Raw genomic sequence first — 15,132 nt, 5'->3', positions numbered from 1 at the left:
CCCCGCAGGTTGCGCGGAAGCAGAAGCAGGCCGGGTCGCCCGGGCCGGCCGCAGCCGCGGGGTTTGGCCGGGCCCACCAAAAAGCCCTTGCCACCCGGAAGCGGCAAGGGCTTAACTACTCGAATAATAATACTTTTCCGGGGTGCTCGCCGGGGAAGATGGCGGGGAGATGGCGGGGAGGTCCAGGAGAGCTGGCCGCCGGAAAAATTTCCGAATTGGATTTTGATAAGGAGCCCGCCGCCTGGCCGCTAGAGGTTCTGGGTTGCCGTCGTGCGGTTACCGGGCCGGTCAATAGCGGTAACGGTAATTTTGTCGCCGTCCAGGGAGGCGTTGCTCGCCGTGGCCGTAAACCGGAACGTAAAGCCGTCGGGCTCAGGCTGGGCAGCACCTTCCTCGACCAGGGTACCATCGGGGTTCTGGATGCGGACCCGCACCTCGGCCACGGCGAAGTTGTCGGTGGCCTGCACCATAATCACGTCGCCGGCACGGCCCCGGTAGCCGGTAAAATCGACGTGGCGGATATCGGGCGCGCCTAGGTAGTCGGCCACGGCTACCAGGTAGCTGCTATTGGTCTGCACGTTGACACCGGTTTCGTAGGCCGCCTTCAGGGCGGGGTCCTGCTGCACGGCCCGGCCGTAGAAGGCAGCCTGCTGGAAGCGCTGGCGCTGAGCCACGGCTTCTTCAGAGGGCGCTTTGGCCGTGGGGCGGGGGCATTGCCGACGGTGACGGAGCCGTTGGCGTTGCGGCGAAATACGAGGCCCGATACCTTACCGGACAGGCCCTGGGTCAGGGCATTAGTGGCTTCAGCCATAACAAGAGAAGATAAAAAAGGTAGAAGGATGGAATGAAACCGGCGCTCTTGACGGAAAAAAGGCCGGGGACTATAGCAATAGGCAAGCGCAGGAATAACAATAGGACAGCTACGGCAAGTAAGGTAGCAATAACGGTGGAGCTGGCAAAGGGGCTGGGCGTCTGAATTTCAGGTTGCTATGCCGGTGCGGGACGGGTCTTTACGTGTTTAACCCCACCCGAATCCGTACTCGAACCGATGCGCTGCGGTAAATCAGTTCCGACCTTTGTTTTATTGTTTGATCTGACTGAGGTGGTATGGTGCAGAACGTTACTCCTGATTCCCGATTCGGGCCCTGTGCCCAGACGCCCCGGCAGCGGGCCTACGTACTACGGCAGATGCAGGCTGCCAACCCCACGCTCTACGCCCGGGCCTCGGCCTACGTGCAGCGGCTGCACGCGCGCTACGTGGCCGGGGAGCTGAGCTGGCCCGACGTGTGCGCCCTGCGCGACGCGCCCATGTATTTGCCCTAAGCAAACGCCGGATAGTCCTTATTCTGACCGGTTGAGCTTGTAGTGGAGCTTGAGAAAGGCTACCTTCATAAGGTAAGCGCTGTATTCGGTCCCGTTACTTCGGGGTCTGGCCCACCGGCTTGGTTGGTATAACGCTCTCACCAGGCCCTGCCCAGCGTGGAGTCGTTATCCTGCTCCGATGCCGAATGAACGCCCCGCTGCCACCCCGTCCGGCTTTTCGTACCCGCCTGCCTGGTCCGAACAGGTCCTGCACACCATGCCCTGGGCCGTGCTGGGCCTCGATGAGGCCGGCCAGCTCCAACTCCTAAACCCGGAGGCGGCCCAGCTGCTGGCCGGCACCGTGCCCGGGCTGCAGGGCCGGCTGCTGGAAGACGTCTTGCCAGCCGGCTTTCCGGCCGCCCTGCTGCGGGCCCTGCGCGAGGCCCGGCAGGCGCCCCATTCCGTGAAGGGTACCTTTTTCTTGCCCTACTGCCAGCGCTGGATTGAGATGAGCAGCGCCCCCAGCCCCCCTGGGCAGGTGCTGGTGTTCTGGCAGGACGCGACGCGGGCCGTGGGGCAGCGCCGCCAGTACCAGGCCGTGGCCGACCACCTGCCCGACCTGATTCTGCGCTGGGACCAGCACCAGCGGCTGCGCTACGCCAATGCCGCCCTGGAGGCCCTCCAGGGCCAGCCCGTGCGCCGGCTGCTGGGCAAAACCTGGGCGGAAATGGGCGCGTCGGCCCTCTTCGGCGAGGCCCACGCCGAGCACCTGCAGCAGGTGCTGCGCACGGGCCAACCCCAGGACTTCTACCACCAGCGGCCCACGCCCCAGGGCGAGCGGCACTACCACTCCCGCCTGGCACCCGAGTGGAAGGGCGGGGTGGTGTACCGGGTGCTGGAAATAGCCCGCGACGTTACCTCGGTCGTGGCGGCCCAGGCCCGGCAGGCGGCCAGCGAAACCCTGCTGCGGGAAGCCGAGCTCTCGGCCGGGACCGGCAGCTACGAAGCCGACGTGGCCAGCCCTGCCCTGCGGGCCTCCGACGGGCTGTTCCGGCTGTTTGGCGAGGAGCCCCAGGCCTTTGCCTTTACCCGGGAATTCATCGACTCGCGCACCGTGCCCGAGGATGTGGCCGAGGTGGAGCAGGTGCTGGCCCGGGCCCGGGCCGAGTGCGGGCCCTACCAGTACCGCCGCCGCATCTACCGCGCCGACGGGCAGCTGCGCACCCTGGAAGCCCATGGGCGGGTAGTGTGCGACCAAGCCGGAAGGCCGCAGAAGCTGCTGGGCCTGGTGCAGGACGTAACCGAGCGGGAGTCGGCCGAAATCCAGCTGCGGCGGGCCAACCGCACCATCCGGCGGATGCTGGACGGCTCCCCGGCCGCCATCTGCCTGCTGGAGGCCCGGCGCGAGCAGCCCGGCGGCCCCATCACCGACTTTATCTTTCGCGGGGCCAACGAGGCGGCGGAGGTGCTCAACCAGAAAACCGAGGCCGACATGCTGGACCACGGGCTGCTGGAGTTGTTTCCGGCCGTGCGCCACGCCTTCTTCGACGACTACGTGGGGGTGATGGAAACCGGGCTCACCTGGCGGGGCGTGCGCCACTACTCCGGGGAGCATTACCAGGACCGGTGGTTCGACGTGTCGGCGGTGAAAAACGGGGACGGGTTCATCATGACCTTTCTCGACATTACGGCCCAGAAGCAAACCGAAGCGCGCCTGGAAAAGGCCAACGACTGGCTGCGGGCCCTGCTGGAAGGCGGCCAGACCCTGATAAGCTACTACCGCGCCGTGCGCGACGAGGCCGGGGCCCTGCTCGACTTCACCGTGAGCACCATCAACTCAGCCCAGATGCGGACCAGCCGGCAGTTCGACCAGCCCGGGGGGCTGCTAAGCGAGGTGCTGCCCGGCATCCGGCAGCACCCGGCCTGGGAACACATGCGGCAGGTCACCGAAACCGGGCAGCCCCAGCGCCACGAGGTGCGCTACGACTTTGCTAACCTGACGGGCTGGTTCGACGTGGCCTACACCCGCCTCGACGACGGATTCTTCACCCAGGCCTTCGAAATCACCAGCCGCAAGGAAGTAGAGCAGGAGCTGGTCAAAAACCTGACCTTGCTGCTGCAGCTCGAGTCGGTGGCCCAACTCGGGAGCTGGGAATACGAGCTGACCACGGGCGCCTTCCGATGGTCGGCGGGGATGTACAAGCTCTTTGACCTGCTGCCGGGTACCCGGGTAGAGCCCGGCATTTACCAGGCAGTGGCCGACGACAACGACGGGGCGGTGGCCGAGCGGCTGGTGGGCCAGATTCGGCAGGGCGTGGCCGGCCTGGAAGAAACCTTGCGCATCCGGGTGGGCGGGGAGGAGAAAATACTGCGCATCAAGGCCAAGACCATGCTCGACGCCCAGGGCCAGCCCGAGCGGGTGCTGGGCGTCGACCTGGACATCAGCACGGTACGCCGCCTGGAAGCCGAAAACCTACGCATGCGGCTGGAGCAGCAGCAGGGCCTGTTCGATGCCGTGCTGGAGGCCCAGGAAGCCGAGCGGCGCCGCATGGCCGAAAGTCTGCACAACGGCGTAGGCCAGGTGCTCTACGCCACCAAGCTGCGCCTCGACCTGCTGAGTGGCCTCGACCTGCCGCTGTCGGCTCGGGCGGCCTGGCGCGACGCCGAGCAGCTGCTGGTAGAGGCCATCAAGCAAACCCGGGCGTTGTCGCACGAGCTGGTGCCCACGGTGCTGAAGGAGTTTGGGCTGACGGTGGCCCTGCAGGACATCAGCCGGCAGCTGAGCGGCCCTCAGCTGCGCCTGCACTGCCAGATTGTGCTGGATGAAGACGTGGCGCCCTTGCCTACGTCGTTGCAGCTGGCCCTCTACCGCATGGCCCAGGAGTTGGGCCAAAACATTGTAAAGCACGCCCGCGGGGCCACCGAAGCCAGCCTGGAGCTGGAAACCATGCCGGGCTTCGTGGTGCTGCGGGCCGAGGACAACGGGGCCGGCTTCGTGGCGGGCCCAGTGGCCTCCCCCGGCCTGGGGCTGCGCAGCATTCACGACCGGGTGCAACTGCTGGGCGGCACCGTGGACGTAGGCTCATCGGCTAAGTTTGGCACTTACGTCCGGATCCGGATTCCGCTGCCCGCGCCGGTGGTGGCGTTATAGGCGGGGTATACCTGCGCGGGAGGTTGCTAGTGGTCCGGTGCTAATCGGTGGCCGGGGAAGCTGGGCCGACGGCTGTTCCGTCCGGAAACCAGGTGCCAGCTAACTATCCTAAGTATAACAAATTGTGAATTCGGGCTGGGGTAATCTCGTTCAGCTGGGCAGAACAGCCCTTTTTAAGGCCTGGGGGGAGCCCCGGTAGGGGAAGGGGTAGGAATTGTGGCACCCGTTATACACTTTGCATTCACTAATCCCTATACACACCGGAGACAATAGTATGTCTCCCGTTGCAACTATTGTTTGCGAGGCCTTTTCTGATTTATAGTCAAGTTACTTCCTCGTGACGGCCGCTCTAATCCTAGGTGTTCCGCAACGCCGCGCTGGCGCTGTTATTTCTCACTTTTATCGTGTTACCTATGAAGAATTTCTTCAGGAAATGTATGCCCTTGGCCGTCGTGCTGGGCGGAGTCAGTACAACGGGAGCGGTGGCGCAGTGCCGGCTGAATTTTGATAATTCCCAGTGGGAGGAAATTATCCGGGACGATTTTGACAACCCCGTTCTCACCAACAAGCTGTGGCAAAACAAGTCCGACGACCCGGACATATACGGCGGCTGGGGCAGTGAGTGGTATGATACTTCCGACCCTTCGCTGGTAACTATGCAAAACGGAATAGTAAGCCTGAAGGCCAAGCGGTGGCGGGATTCGAACGGCACGCCCATAAATTTGGTGCACGGCGCCCGCACCGTGCGTTACCGCTCGGGAATGCTTTTCAGCCGGAAGTATGATCCGCAAACCAATCCTGACGGGCCTTTTATGGTCACCGATTCGTTTGGCGCCTGGGAAGCCCGCATCAAGATTCCCGCCAACGGCAGAGCTTGGCCGGCCTTCTGGCTGTGGTCGTGCCCGACCGAAATCGACGTGCTGGATGGCGTTGGTTCCGCCGGAATGCTTTCCAACGTTATTGACAACCGGCAGTCTTCCGCCAAGCCCAATGGGCTGCCGTGCGGCCTGAATGCCGGAGCGCCTAATCTGCCGCACTGCGGGGCCTGGGCCAAGCCCTGGAGTCCGAGCTTGCTAAGCGACGATTTTCACCTGTACTCCCTGGTCTGGACGCCGGATCAGGTCACCATCTTTCTGGATGGCCGGGAAGTACGGACGGTGCCTAAGTCGGCCGTGTTTACGGTTGGAAGCGTCAAGAACCAGAACGGGCAGATTACGGAGCAGTTCTACAACGACGTCCGGCTGACGCTGCAGATGTTCGAGAGCAACGACAATGGGGATGATCCGAATGAGTATCAGATGGACATCGACTACGTTCGGGTGCTCAAGCCCAAGGCCAAGGATGGGTATGGACAGCGGATCTACTCGGTGCCGACTTCCTCCTACAAAACGGACCATGAGTTCATCAACCACGATATTACGGTAAATGCGCTGCCCAAAGTGAGCTCAGAGGCGGCCTCTATTGTTCCCAATCCGAATAATGCCAACCAGGTTTTCTACCGGGGCCTCGACAACCAGATGTACGTGGCCACAAACAGCGGTGCTGGTGCCTGGAGCGTGCAAGCGCTGCCCAGCGTGTTTGGCGTGGGCGTGGCCGGCGATGTTACCTATCATGCCGGCCTCAACTACGTGCTCTACAAGGGTACCGACTACAACGTGCACGCCTACTATTACGCCAACGGCTGGCGGCACCGGCAGATTACGACCGAGGCCGGCAACTTGCGGGTAGCTACCGGGCAGGGCTCCATTGCGACCCGGACGAGCACCAACCAGATTTTCTACGTCGGCATGGATCAGCAGCTGCACTACTGGTCGGCTGGTACGGGCGTGAGTACCATTCCCAACTCGGAGGGTGCATTCGCCTACGTGCACAGCAATCTGCTCGTTGATCAGACCGTTGGTCACATCTTCTACCGCGGCGCCGATAGTCGGATTCAGTACTACTGGATCAACAACGGCAGCTATCAGCACGGTTTCGTGGATTCGTACTGGTCAACGACAGCCTACAATGTATCCGGGGAGCCCAGATCGATGGCGCTGACCAGCACTGGTATTTACTACATCGGGCAGGCCGATAATGAGCTGCACCACTTTGCCTATAGCGCGGCCTCCAATGGCTGGGTACACTCCTATCTGCCGACCAACGTGGGGCCCACGGGCTATCCAAACGCCAGCAAAGCCCACGGCGGAATCAACGTTAATCCGGACGAAACCCGCATCACGTACTTAGGCTACGATGGGCGCATTCAGGGCATGTATAAAAACAGCGGCGTCTGGTACCATAGCTGGCTGGACGGCTACTGGAATACCGGGGAGTTCTTGTCATTTGATAATACCATGGCCGGGCATTCCTCGGTCGTAAGCACGGGGAACCTAACGGCTTACTACTGCGGGCGCGACAATCACCTGCGCTACTTTGTGTATGAGCCCTGTCAGCGTTTTACGGATGTTACTACCTGCTCGCTAGGCGGGGATAATATCACCCTGAACCGGGGAGGCAATTCGCCGGCCCCGCTGCCGACCAAGCAGGGCGTAACGGTGCAGTCCTTGACTGTAGCTCCTAACCCGACCACGGGCCGTATCGAGGTAAGTGTGCCCACGGCGCTGCACGGCGCGGCCCTGCCTTACACGCTGACGAACTTGCTGGGCGCTACGGTACAGCAAGGCACGCTCTCCGCAGAGCACGCAACCGTTGACCTGACCGCCTGTAAGCCCGGTGTGTACTTGCTCCAGACCCAGAGCGGCAAGCAGATTTACCGCACCAAAATCGTGAAGTATTAGCGCTGCTACTACTGAGCGTAGTCTTACCCGACTGCCCGGCTACCTATAGCCGGGCAGTTTTGTTGTAAAGCCATTTCACCTCTGCTCCCGGCTCCTGCACCAGCCTGGTAAGGGAGGTGCCCAACCTGCGCTGTAGCAACCCTGCCCGTGAAAAATCAGTACGGCAGACTTCATTCGACCGGCTGGCCGCCGGCGGCCTTTGGGCCCGGCCCACCACTCCGGCGCCAATGCGGCGGCCGGGTGTATATTGACGGGGCCCCACACGAGAGTATGACGCAGGAACAACTACGCTTAGCTGAACACACCGCACACACCGCTGCCTGGAAAAAGTTTGGACCCTACCTCACCGAGCGCCAATGGGGCACGGTGCGGGAAGACTACAGTGCCGACGGCACTGCCTGGGACTACATTACCCACGAAATGGCCCGCAGCAAGGCCTACCGCTGGGGCGAGGAAGGAATAGGCGGCCTCTCGGACGACCAGCAGCTGCTGTGCTTTGCCGTGGCCCTCTGGAACGGGCAGGACCGGATTCTGAAGGAGCGCCTCTACGGCCTGACCAACGGGCAGGGCAACCACGGCGAGGACGTGAAAGAGCTGTACTACTACCTGGACAGCACGCCCACGCACTCCTACATGAAGATGCTGTATAAGTACCCGCAGCAGAAGTTTCCGTACGTGAAGCTCGTCAAGGAGAATGCCCGGCGCACCCGCCAGGATGCCGAGTACGAGCTGCTGGATACCGGCATCTTCAAGAAGAACCGCTACTTCGACGTGTTTATCGAGTACGCCAAGGCCGGGCCCGACGACGTGCTGGTGCAGGTGACGGTGCACAACCGCGGCCCGCAAAAGGCCCCGCTCACGGTGCTGCCCCAGCTCTGGTTTCGCAACACCTGGAGCTGGGGCTACGACGACACCCGGCCCGTGCTGCGCGAAACCGGCCCCGGCGTGGTGCAGGCCGAGCACCCGGCCCTGGGCCACTACCACCTCTATTGTGAGCAGGCTCCCGAACTGCTGTTCTGCGAAAACGAAACCAACGGGGCCCGCCTCTACGACTTGCCAGCCGAAGGCCGCCACTTCAAGGATGGCATCAATGACTACGTAGTGGACGGCGACCAGCAAGCCATTAACAGTGAGCAGCAGGGCACCAAGGTGGCGGCCCGCTACGAGCTGACGGTAGAAGCAGGCCAGTCCCAGACCGTGCGGCTGCGCCTGAGCCAGCCGGTTCAGGAGGCGCCGTTCGAGGATTTCGACCAGCACTTTGCTGCCCGTAAGCAGGAGGCCGACGAGTTTTATGACTGTATCCAGGAAGCCCTGCCGCCCGATCCCGACGTCCGCAACGTGCAGCGCCAGGCCTTTGCCGGTATGCTCTGGAGCAAGCAGTTCTACTACTACGACGTGACCCAGTGGCTCGACGGCGACCCAGCCGTGCTGACCCCGCCCGGGGAGCGCACCAAGGGCCGCAACCGCCACTGGCGCCACCTGCACAACGCCGACATCATCTCGATGCCCGACAAGTGGGAGTACCCCTGGTACGCGGCCTGGGACTTGGCTTTCCACTGTATTCCGCTGGCCATGGTCGATGCCGGTTTTGCCAAAGACCAGCTGCGCCTGCTCACCAAGGACTGGTACATGCACCCCAACGGGCAGCTGCCGGCCTACGAGTGGAACCTCTCCGACGTGAACCCGCCGGTGCACGCCTGGGCCACTTGGCGGGTGTACAAAATGGACAAAAAGCTACAAGGCGGCCACGGCGACCGGGATTTTCTGGAAGCCGTGTTCCATAAGCTGGCTTTAAACTTCACCTGGTGGGTGAACCGCAAGGACAAGAGTGAGCGGAATATCTTCGAGGGCGGCTTCCTAGGTCTGGACAATATCGGCGTGTTCGATAGGAGCGCTCCGCTGCCCACCGGGGGCTTTATCGAGCAGAGCGACGGCACGAGCTGGATGGCCATGTTTGCCCTGAACATGATGCGCATGGCTCTGGAGCTGGCCGAAACCAACCCCGTGTACCAGGAAATGGCCGGCAAGTTCTTCGAGCACTTCCTCTACATCGCCGACGCCATGACCCGGGGCGGCGACGGGCTCTTCAACCTCTGGGACGAGGAAGACGGCTTCTACTACGACGTGCTCCACACCCCCGACGAGGAGCGTACCAAGCTCAAGGTGCGCTCCATCGTGGGCCTGATTCCGCTGTTTGCCGTGGAGGTGCTCGATGATGAATTGCTCAACAAAATGCCCGAATTCACGGCCCGGGCCACTTGGCTGCTCCAAAACCGGCCCCACCTGGCCAAGCTGGTCAGCCGCTGGGAAGAGCCCGGCAAGGGCGCCCGCCACCTGCTGGGCCTGCTGCGCCGCTCCCGCCTCAAGAAGCTGCTGACCCGCATGCTCGACGAGACGGAATTCCTGTCGGAATACGGCATCCGGGCCATGTCGCGCCACCACCTAGAGAATCCCTACGTGTTCAGCACTGAGGAAGCCGACTTTACGGTGGAGTACGTGCCGGGCGAGGCCGAGTCGGGCATGTTCGGGGGCAACTCCAACTGGCGCGGCCCCATCTGGTTCCCGATTAACTACCTGATTATCGAGTCCCTGCAGCGGTTTCACTTCTACTACGGCGACAATTTTCAGGTGGAATATCCCACCGGCTCTGGTACCTTGCTCAACCTGCAGCAAGTAGCCGCCGCCCTGGCTGGCCGCCTCACCCGGCTGCTGCTGCGCGACGAAACCGGCCGCCGCCCGGCCTTTGGCACCGACGACAAGCTGCAGACCGACCCCCACTTCAAGGACTACCTGCTTTTCCACGAGTACTTCCACGGCGACAACGGCCGCGGCATGGGCGCCAACCACCAAACCGGCTGGACGGGCCTGGTCGTGCGCCTGCTACAGCTGCGGGGGTGAGGCTTGCAGCGGGGCCAAGATTTTCCGGTCGACGTAGAACGTGCCAAAGGGGATAATGCAGGCCAGCAGTACTTTCCAGGTGGTCGTGGCAAAGCGCCAGCGGTACTCGACGCCCACGCGCAGCGTGTTGAGCACAAAGAGCAGAAACAGCAAGCCGTGCACCGGCCCCAGGGCCCGCACGAAGCTGGGGTCGTCGGCGGCGTACTTCAGCGGCACGGCCACGCCCAGCAGCAGCAGCAACGACAAGCCTTCGAGCAGGCCGAGCAGCCGCAGGCGGCCAATGGGCGTTTTGAGAAGCGAAATCATAAACGAGGCATTAAAAGCGGAAGTAAGGCCGGCTGGCCAACGGCGAAAACGGCCAGGGAATAGCCAAAAAGATGAGCAGCAGGGCCGCCGTGAACCACAGGGCCATGGTGCGAAACTTGGCCTCGTCAGTCTCCCGGCGCTTGGCTAACGCCGAGCCGATGGTCAGCACCACAATGGCCAGCGTCATAGCTAGCACGTGCTGCAGGCCGAAGAACAAGGCGCCCGGGTCGTGCTCGGCATCGCGCAGGCGGAAGGCCCGCACCAGTGGACTGCTGAAATACAGAGCGTAGCCGAGCATCAGCTGCCCATGCGCAATGGTGGCCGTCCAGTGCCGGACGGCGTTGTCAGAGCCCGTGAAGGAGTGCCGGCCCAGCCAGCCCCGATAGGCCCGAACTAGGCCCAGCAGCAGGCTAAGCAGCACGGCCCAGCGGCCCAGGGAGTGCAGCAGCAAAAGGGTTGAGTACATGCGGCCGGGCTCAGGAAGTGAAGGGGCCGCAGGGGCTACTCAAACCAAAGAACCGGGCGCCGATGGGCTCTAATCCGCGCCACGGCAGACTTGTTGAAACGGGTGATAAAAGCATAAGACCTGGTGAATTACCAGGGCAAAGGTCAGGTTCCACGGCCCGGCTCGTTAGGACGCAGCAAGCCGGAATCAGGACTTTTCTATCCCTTTGCGGAACGCCAGCGGCGAGAGGCCGGTGTGCTTGCGAAAGAGCCGGCTGAAGTAGGAGGCGTCGGGGAGGCCCACAGCTGCCGCTACGTCGCCGATGGGCAAGGCGCTTTGCACCAGCAGCACCTTGGCTTCGAGCACCAGGGTCTGCTCCAGCCACTTGGCCGGCGACTGGCCCGTCACGGTGCGCACCGCTTTGGTCAGGTGGTTGGGGGTAATATGCAGCTGGGCCGCGTAGCCACTCACCGACTGTCGCGCCGCGCCCGGACTGGCCAGCAGTTGCTTGAAACGATTGGTAATCAGCAGGGCGGCGCTGGGCCGCTGCGGGGCGCTGGCCTGGTAAGCGCGGTTCAGCTCGTGGAGTACGGCCAGCAGGTAAGCCCGCAGAATATCGGGATAGTGCAGCGTGTTAGTGGTGTATTCCAGGAGAAGGCGCTGCAGCAGATTTTCCACGAAGCCGGCCGTGTCGGCCGTCAACTGAATAACCGGGCGGCCCCAGAACTGCAGGAAATCAAAGGTGGCGGCACCTTCCGCCGGGCTGCCCGGGGCCAGGAGCAGGTCGGGGTGAAAGTGACACAGGAAGCCGGTATTCTCGTCGCCGGGCGCAAACGAATATACTTGCCCGGCGGGCACTATCAGTACCTCCAGCGCCCCGATAACCACGGCTTCGGGGCCAATACTCATGCGGGCCGTGCCCGAAGTAAGAAAGATGCAGGTATGGGCCGTAGCCCGGCAGGGCGGAATAGCCTGGGTAAACAGCCGGTACATCTGCTCGACCCGCACGATAAAAAAATGCTCGGCCTTATCCGTCAGCAGAATATTTGGCTCCGGAGTGCCCGGCGCAAACCGTTGCAGAAAGGTTTCGGGCTGGTAGGTTTTGATAGAAGCAGAAGCAGGGCGGCGCATCGAAAGCAAAAGAGGTTCTGCCCCTGCTGACGGGCAACCCGGCTAGATATTTTGCCCGGCCCGGCAGAATTGACCGGCGGTTACTGCTTCTTGTTCTCTGAAAAAGGGTGTAAGCAGATCCACAAACAAAAGCAGCCAAGACTAGCTTTAGCACCTCAACTACCTACCAACCACACAACCCTCGATGAGCTACCCCAACGCTGTTACCCTCACCGCCACCGACAACACGCAGTTTCAGGCTTACACTGCCTTTCCCAGCATCGAAGGGCCCCATCCGGGCATCATTCTGCTCCAGGAAGCCTTTGGTGTCAACGGCCACATCCGCTCTGTGGCCGACCGCCTGGCCCAGGCTGGCTACGTCGTAATTGCCCCCGAGCTGTTTCACCGCAGCGCCCCGGCCGGCCTCGAAATTCCCTATACCGACTTTCCCAGCGCCGCGCCCCACTTCCAGGCCATTACGCCCGAAGGACTGACCGCCGACGTGCAAGCCGCTTACGCCTGGCTGCGGGCCCAAGGTGGCGTAACCGACAAAATAGGCAGCATCGGGTTCTGCCTTGGCGGCCGGGTGTCGTTTTTGACCAACATGGTGGTGCCGCTCTCGGCGGGGGTGTCGTACTACGGCGGGGGCACCCACCACTTGGCCGGCCGGGCCGCTGAGCTGCACGCGCCCCACCTGTTTTTCTGGGGTGGGCAGGATACTCACATTCCCAAAGAGCAGATTGATACGGTAACCGCCGCCCTCGACGCGGCCGGCAAGCCTTACATCAACACCGTCATTTCCTACGCTGAGCACGGCTTCCACTGCGATGAGCGGCCCAGCTACAACGCCGATGCCGCCCAGGAAGCCTGGGCCCTGACGCTGGCCTTCTTCCAGGAAAAGCTACGCTAGATAACGCCTGACTCCAATACCAAAAAAGCTCCTGACAGCAGTGTCAGGAGCTTTTTTGGTAATGGGGAGTACTGCCGTACTTAGTTGTTGCGGTTGCCCAGCAAGGCCAGCTGCGCGGCGGTTTCGGCCGGACCCTGGTACACGAGTTGCCCATCCTTCAGGGCACCGGCGTACACTTCTACTTCGGACGAGTCGCGGGGCAAAAACACCCGCACCGATTCGCGAGCACCGGGGCGAATAAAGGTTGTGCCTTCAATTACTTGCGTAGGCCAGGAAATTTCGTAGAATCCAGCATTCGCCAACTGCACGGTAAGCATAGTAAATGAGTTATGTTTTCAGGGCCACAATCATATTTTCCATTCGATAGTTCATATCAATGAAAAATATATTCTGATTGGTAGATAAATCTGGCTCCTATACGGCGTAAAGGCAGTTTTTGCTGTGTTAAATAATTAAAAACTTCCCGCTCCGGGATAAGTGCAAGACTGCTAACATGCTGGGTATTATTAGAGTTGAGCTTATGAATAAGGGATAGTCTAGCGCGAAACCGGGGCGGGAACGGGTGCGGGCTGCTCCTGAGCCTTCATGCGCCGCCCCGTCGCCTGGGCTATAACGCTGGCCAGGATGATTTGCAGGGCATGGTAGAGCATCAGCGGGAGCAGCAGGGTGCCCAGGGCAATGGTATTGGCAAACAGAACCTTGGCCAGCACCGTGCCGTGCACCAACGACTTTTTGGAGCCGCAGAACACGGCCGTAATCCGGTCTTCGGCCGAAAAATGGAGCAGGCGGCTGACGGCCGTAATCAGGCCGAAAATCAGCAGGAATAGAGCCACCATGCCGGCTGCCAGCGCCAGAATATCGGTGGCGCGGTAGTCGCGGAACAGGTTTTCGGCAAACGACTCACAAAAGGAAGTGTACACCAGCACCAAAATGATAATCTGGTCGAAGACGCGCAGCTGTTGCTTGTGTGCCTCAGCCCAGGTCCCGAAGCGGGAGTTGAGCGCCATGCCCAGCACCACCGGTACCACTACCTGCCCGCCCAGACTGGCTGCCATACCGCCCAGGCCCACCTGCGCTGCGCCGGTGTGCAGCACCATATTCACCCACACTGGCGTGAGCAGAATGCCCAGTAAGCTGGAAATGCTGGCGTTGAAAATGGCGGCCGGCAGGTTGCCCTGGGCAATGGACACCATGACTACCGAGGTGGAAACGGTGGAAGGTAGCGTGGTCAGGAAAAAGATACTGGCCCACAGCGCCTCGCCTTTAGGACCCGTAAACAAGGGCCGCACGGCCAGGGCCAGCAGCGGAAACAGCAGAAATGTAGCACTCTGCGTGACCAGGTGCAGGCGCCAGTTGCGCATGCCGGCCTTGAGCTTGTCGGCGCTGAGCCGCAGGCCGTAGAAAAAGAAAATAATGGCCACGCCCCCGTTCGTCAGCGCCGACCACGGCACGGGGCTGCTTTTGCTGCCGATGCCGGGTGCCAAATAGGCCGCACCCACGGCCAGCAGCAGGGCGCCCAAAAACCAGTCGATGCCGAGGCGGGAAAGCAGGCTGGGCGCTGAAGCAGCCGAAACAGGAGCGGGAGTAGGGTTGCTGGAAGACATAGGCGCTTGTACGCAGCAGCGGGCAATTGAGGTCGGAGGGGAAAGGGCCCAAAAACGACGATACCCCGAGCCGGCGCCCAGGTAAGGGCAGCCAATTCGGGGTATCGTCGGGTGGGCGGCGGAGCCGCCGGCAACCGGTATGGTTACATCAACTTCTGTTCAATCAGGGCAATAACTTCCTTATTGCCGCCTTCCTTGGCGTGGGCCAAAGCGTCTTTGCCGTCGTCGTCCTTGGCTTTGGCATCGGCGCCGCTGGTCAGCAGAAACTCTACAATGTCCTTCTTGCCTTTACCGGCGGCGGCCATCAGGGCGGTGCCTTTAAAGGCGTCGGCTTTGTTTACCTGCGCCTTGTACTTCACCAGGGCCTTTACCAGCTCCAGGTCGCCGTGGCCGGCAGCAGTAATCAGGAATGTAGTTGGGAAGCCGGGCACCAACTCGATAGAGGCGTTGGCGTCGGCACCGGCTTTGAGCAGGGCTTCGGCATCCGCCGGTTTATTCTTGACCACAGCCGTGTACAGTTCTTTGCTGGCGGTTTGGGCAACGGCGGCCGAAGCCAGGCTTACCAACAGGATAAGCAGGAAAAAACTCTTTTTCATAGAGTTGAGAGAAGTCGGAATACAATAGGG

12 protein-coding genes are annotated in these 15,132 nt (G+C 61.8%); 5 read left to right on the top strand and 7 right to left on the bottom strand.

Annotated elements, in window-relative coordinates; all coding sequences use genetic code 11:
* Nucleotides 1-248: 248 nt before the first annotated feature.
* Complete coding sequence (locus MUN80_RS20625) at nt 249-674, bottom strand: hypothetical protein (protein ID WP_244715877.1); 426 nt, start codon at nt 672-674, stop codon at nt 249-251.
* A 433-nt stretch (nt 675-1,107) separates the two neighbouring features.
* On the opposite strand from MUN80_RS20625, the gene MUN80_RS20620 reads away from it, so the two are divergent.
* From MUN80_RS20620 to MUN80_RS20605, 4 genes are all read left to right on the top strand, one after another.
* On the top strand, nt 1,108-1,323 hold the full coding sequence (locus MUN80_RS20620; RefSeq protein WP_244715875.1) for a hypothetical protein: 216 nt from the start codon (nt 1,108-1,110) through the stop codon (nt 1,321-1,323).
* A 178-nt stretch (nt 1,324-1,501) separates the two neighbouring features.
* Nucleotides 1,502-4,453, top strand: a complete 2,952-nt coding sequence (locus tag MUN80_RS20615) for a PAS domain-containing protein (protein WP_244715873.1) — start codon at nt 1,502-1,504, stop codon at nt 4,451-4,453.
* A gap of 437 nt (nt 4,454-4,890) precedes the next feature.
* Complete coding sequence (locus MUN80_RS20610) at nt 4,891-7,233, top strand: T9SS type A sorting domain-containing protein (RefSeq protein ID WP_244715871.1); 2,343 nt, start codon at nt 4,891-4,893, stop codon at nt 7,231-7,233.
* 270 nt (nt 7,234-7,503) lie between these two features.
* Nucleotides 7,504-10,131, top strand: coding sequence for an MGH1-like glycoside hydrolase domain-containing protein (locus MUN80_RS20605; RefSeq protein WP_244715869.1), 2,628 nt, complete (start codon nt 7,504-7,506; stop codon nt 10,129-10,131).
* On the opposite strand, the gene MUN80_RS20600 is transcribed toward MUN80_RS20605, so the two are convergent.
* The 3 genes from MUN80_RS20600 to MUN80_RS20590 form a co-directional block, all read right to left on the bottom strand.
* Nucleotides 10,114-10,437, bottom strand: a complete 324-nt coding sequence (locus MUN80_RS20600) for a DUF3817 domain-containing protein (protein ID WP_244715867.1) — start codon at nt 10,435-10,437, stop codon at nt 10,114-10,116. The genes MUN80_RS20605 and MUN80_RS20600 overlap by 18 nt on opposite strands.
* A gap of 10 nt (nt 10,438-10,447) precedes the next feature.
* The gene (locus MUN80_RS20595) at nt 10,448-10,903 is read right to left on the bottom strand and encodes a hypothetical protein (protein ID WP_244715865.1); all 456 of its coding nucleotides are present in this window, start codon (nt 10,901-10,903) and stop codon (nt 10,448-10,450) included.
* 186 nt (nt 10,904-11,089) lie between these two features.
* On the bottom strand, nt 11,090-12,013 hold the full coding sequence (locus MUN80_RS20590; protein WP_244715863.1) for an AraC family transcriptional regulator: 924 nt from the start codon (nt 12,011-12,013) through the stop codon (nt 11,090-11,092).
* 184 nt (nt 12,014-12,197) lie between these two features.
* Between MUN80_RS20590 and MUN80_RS20585 the strand changes: the two genes are divergently transcribed.
* On the top strand, nt 12,198-12,902 hold the full coding sequence (locus MUN80_RS20585) for a dienelactone hydrolase family protein (protein WP_244715861.1): 705 nt from the start codon (nt 12,198-12,200) through the stop codon (nt 12,900-12,902).
* Between the two features lie 80 nt (nt 12,903-12,982).
* On the opposite strand, the gene MUN80_RS20580 is transcribed toward MUN80_RS20585, so the two are convergent.
* From MUN80_RS20580 to MUN80_RS20570, 3 genes are all read right to left on the bottom strand, one after another.
* The gene (locus tag MUN80_RS20580; RefSeq protein WP_244715859.1) at nt 12,983-13,219 is read right to left on the bottom strand and encodes a hypothetical protein; all 237 of its coding nucleotides are present in this window, start codon (nt 13,217-13,219) and stop codon (nt 12,983-12,985) included.
* A 219-nt stretch (nt 13,220-13,438) separates the two neighbouring features.
* On the bottom strand, nt 13,439-14,506 hold the full coding sequence (locus MUN80_RS20575) for a bile acid:sodium symporter family protein (protein ID WP_244715857.1): 1,068 nt from the start codon (nt 14,504-14,506) through the stop codon (nt 13,439-13,441).
* 143 nt (nt 14,507-14,649) lie between these two features.
* Nucleotides 14,650-15,102: an ankyrin repeat domain-containing protein gene (locus tag MUN80_RS20570; RefSeq protein ID WP_244715856.1), complete on the bottom strand. Its 453-nt coding sequence runs from the start codon at nt 15,100-15,102 to the stop codon at nt 14,650-14,652.
* Nucleotides 15,103-15,132 lie beyond the last annotated feature (30 nt).

This window comes from Hymenobacter cellulosivorans, from assembly GCF_022919135.1.
Taxonomy (GTDB): Bacteria; Bacteroidota; Bacteroidia; order Cytophagales; family Hymenobacteraceae; genus Hymenobacter; species Hymenobacter cellulosivorans.
This window is presented reverse-complemented; position numbering and strand designations above follow the sequence as displayed.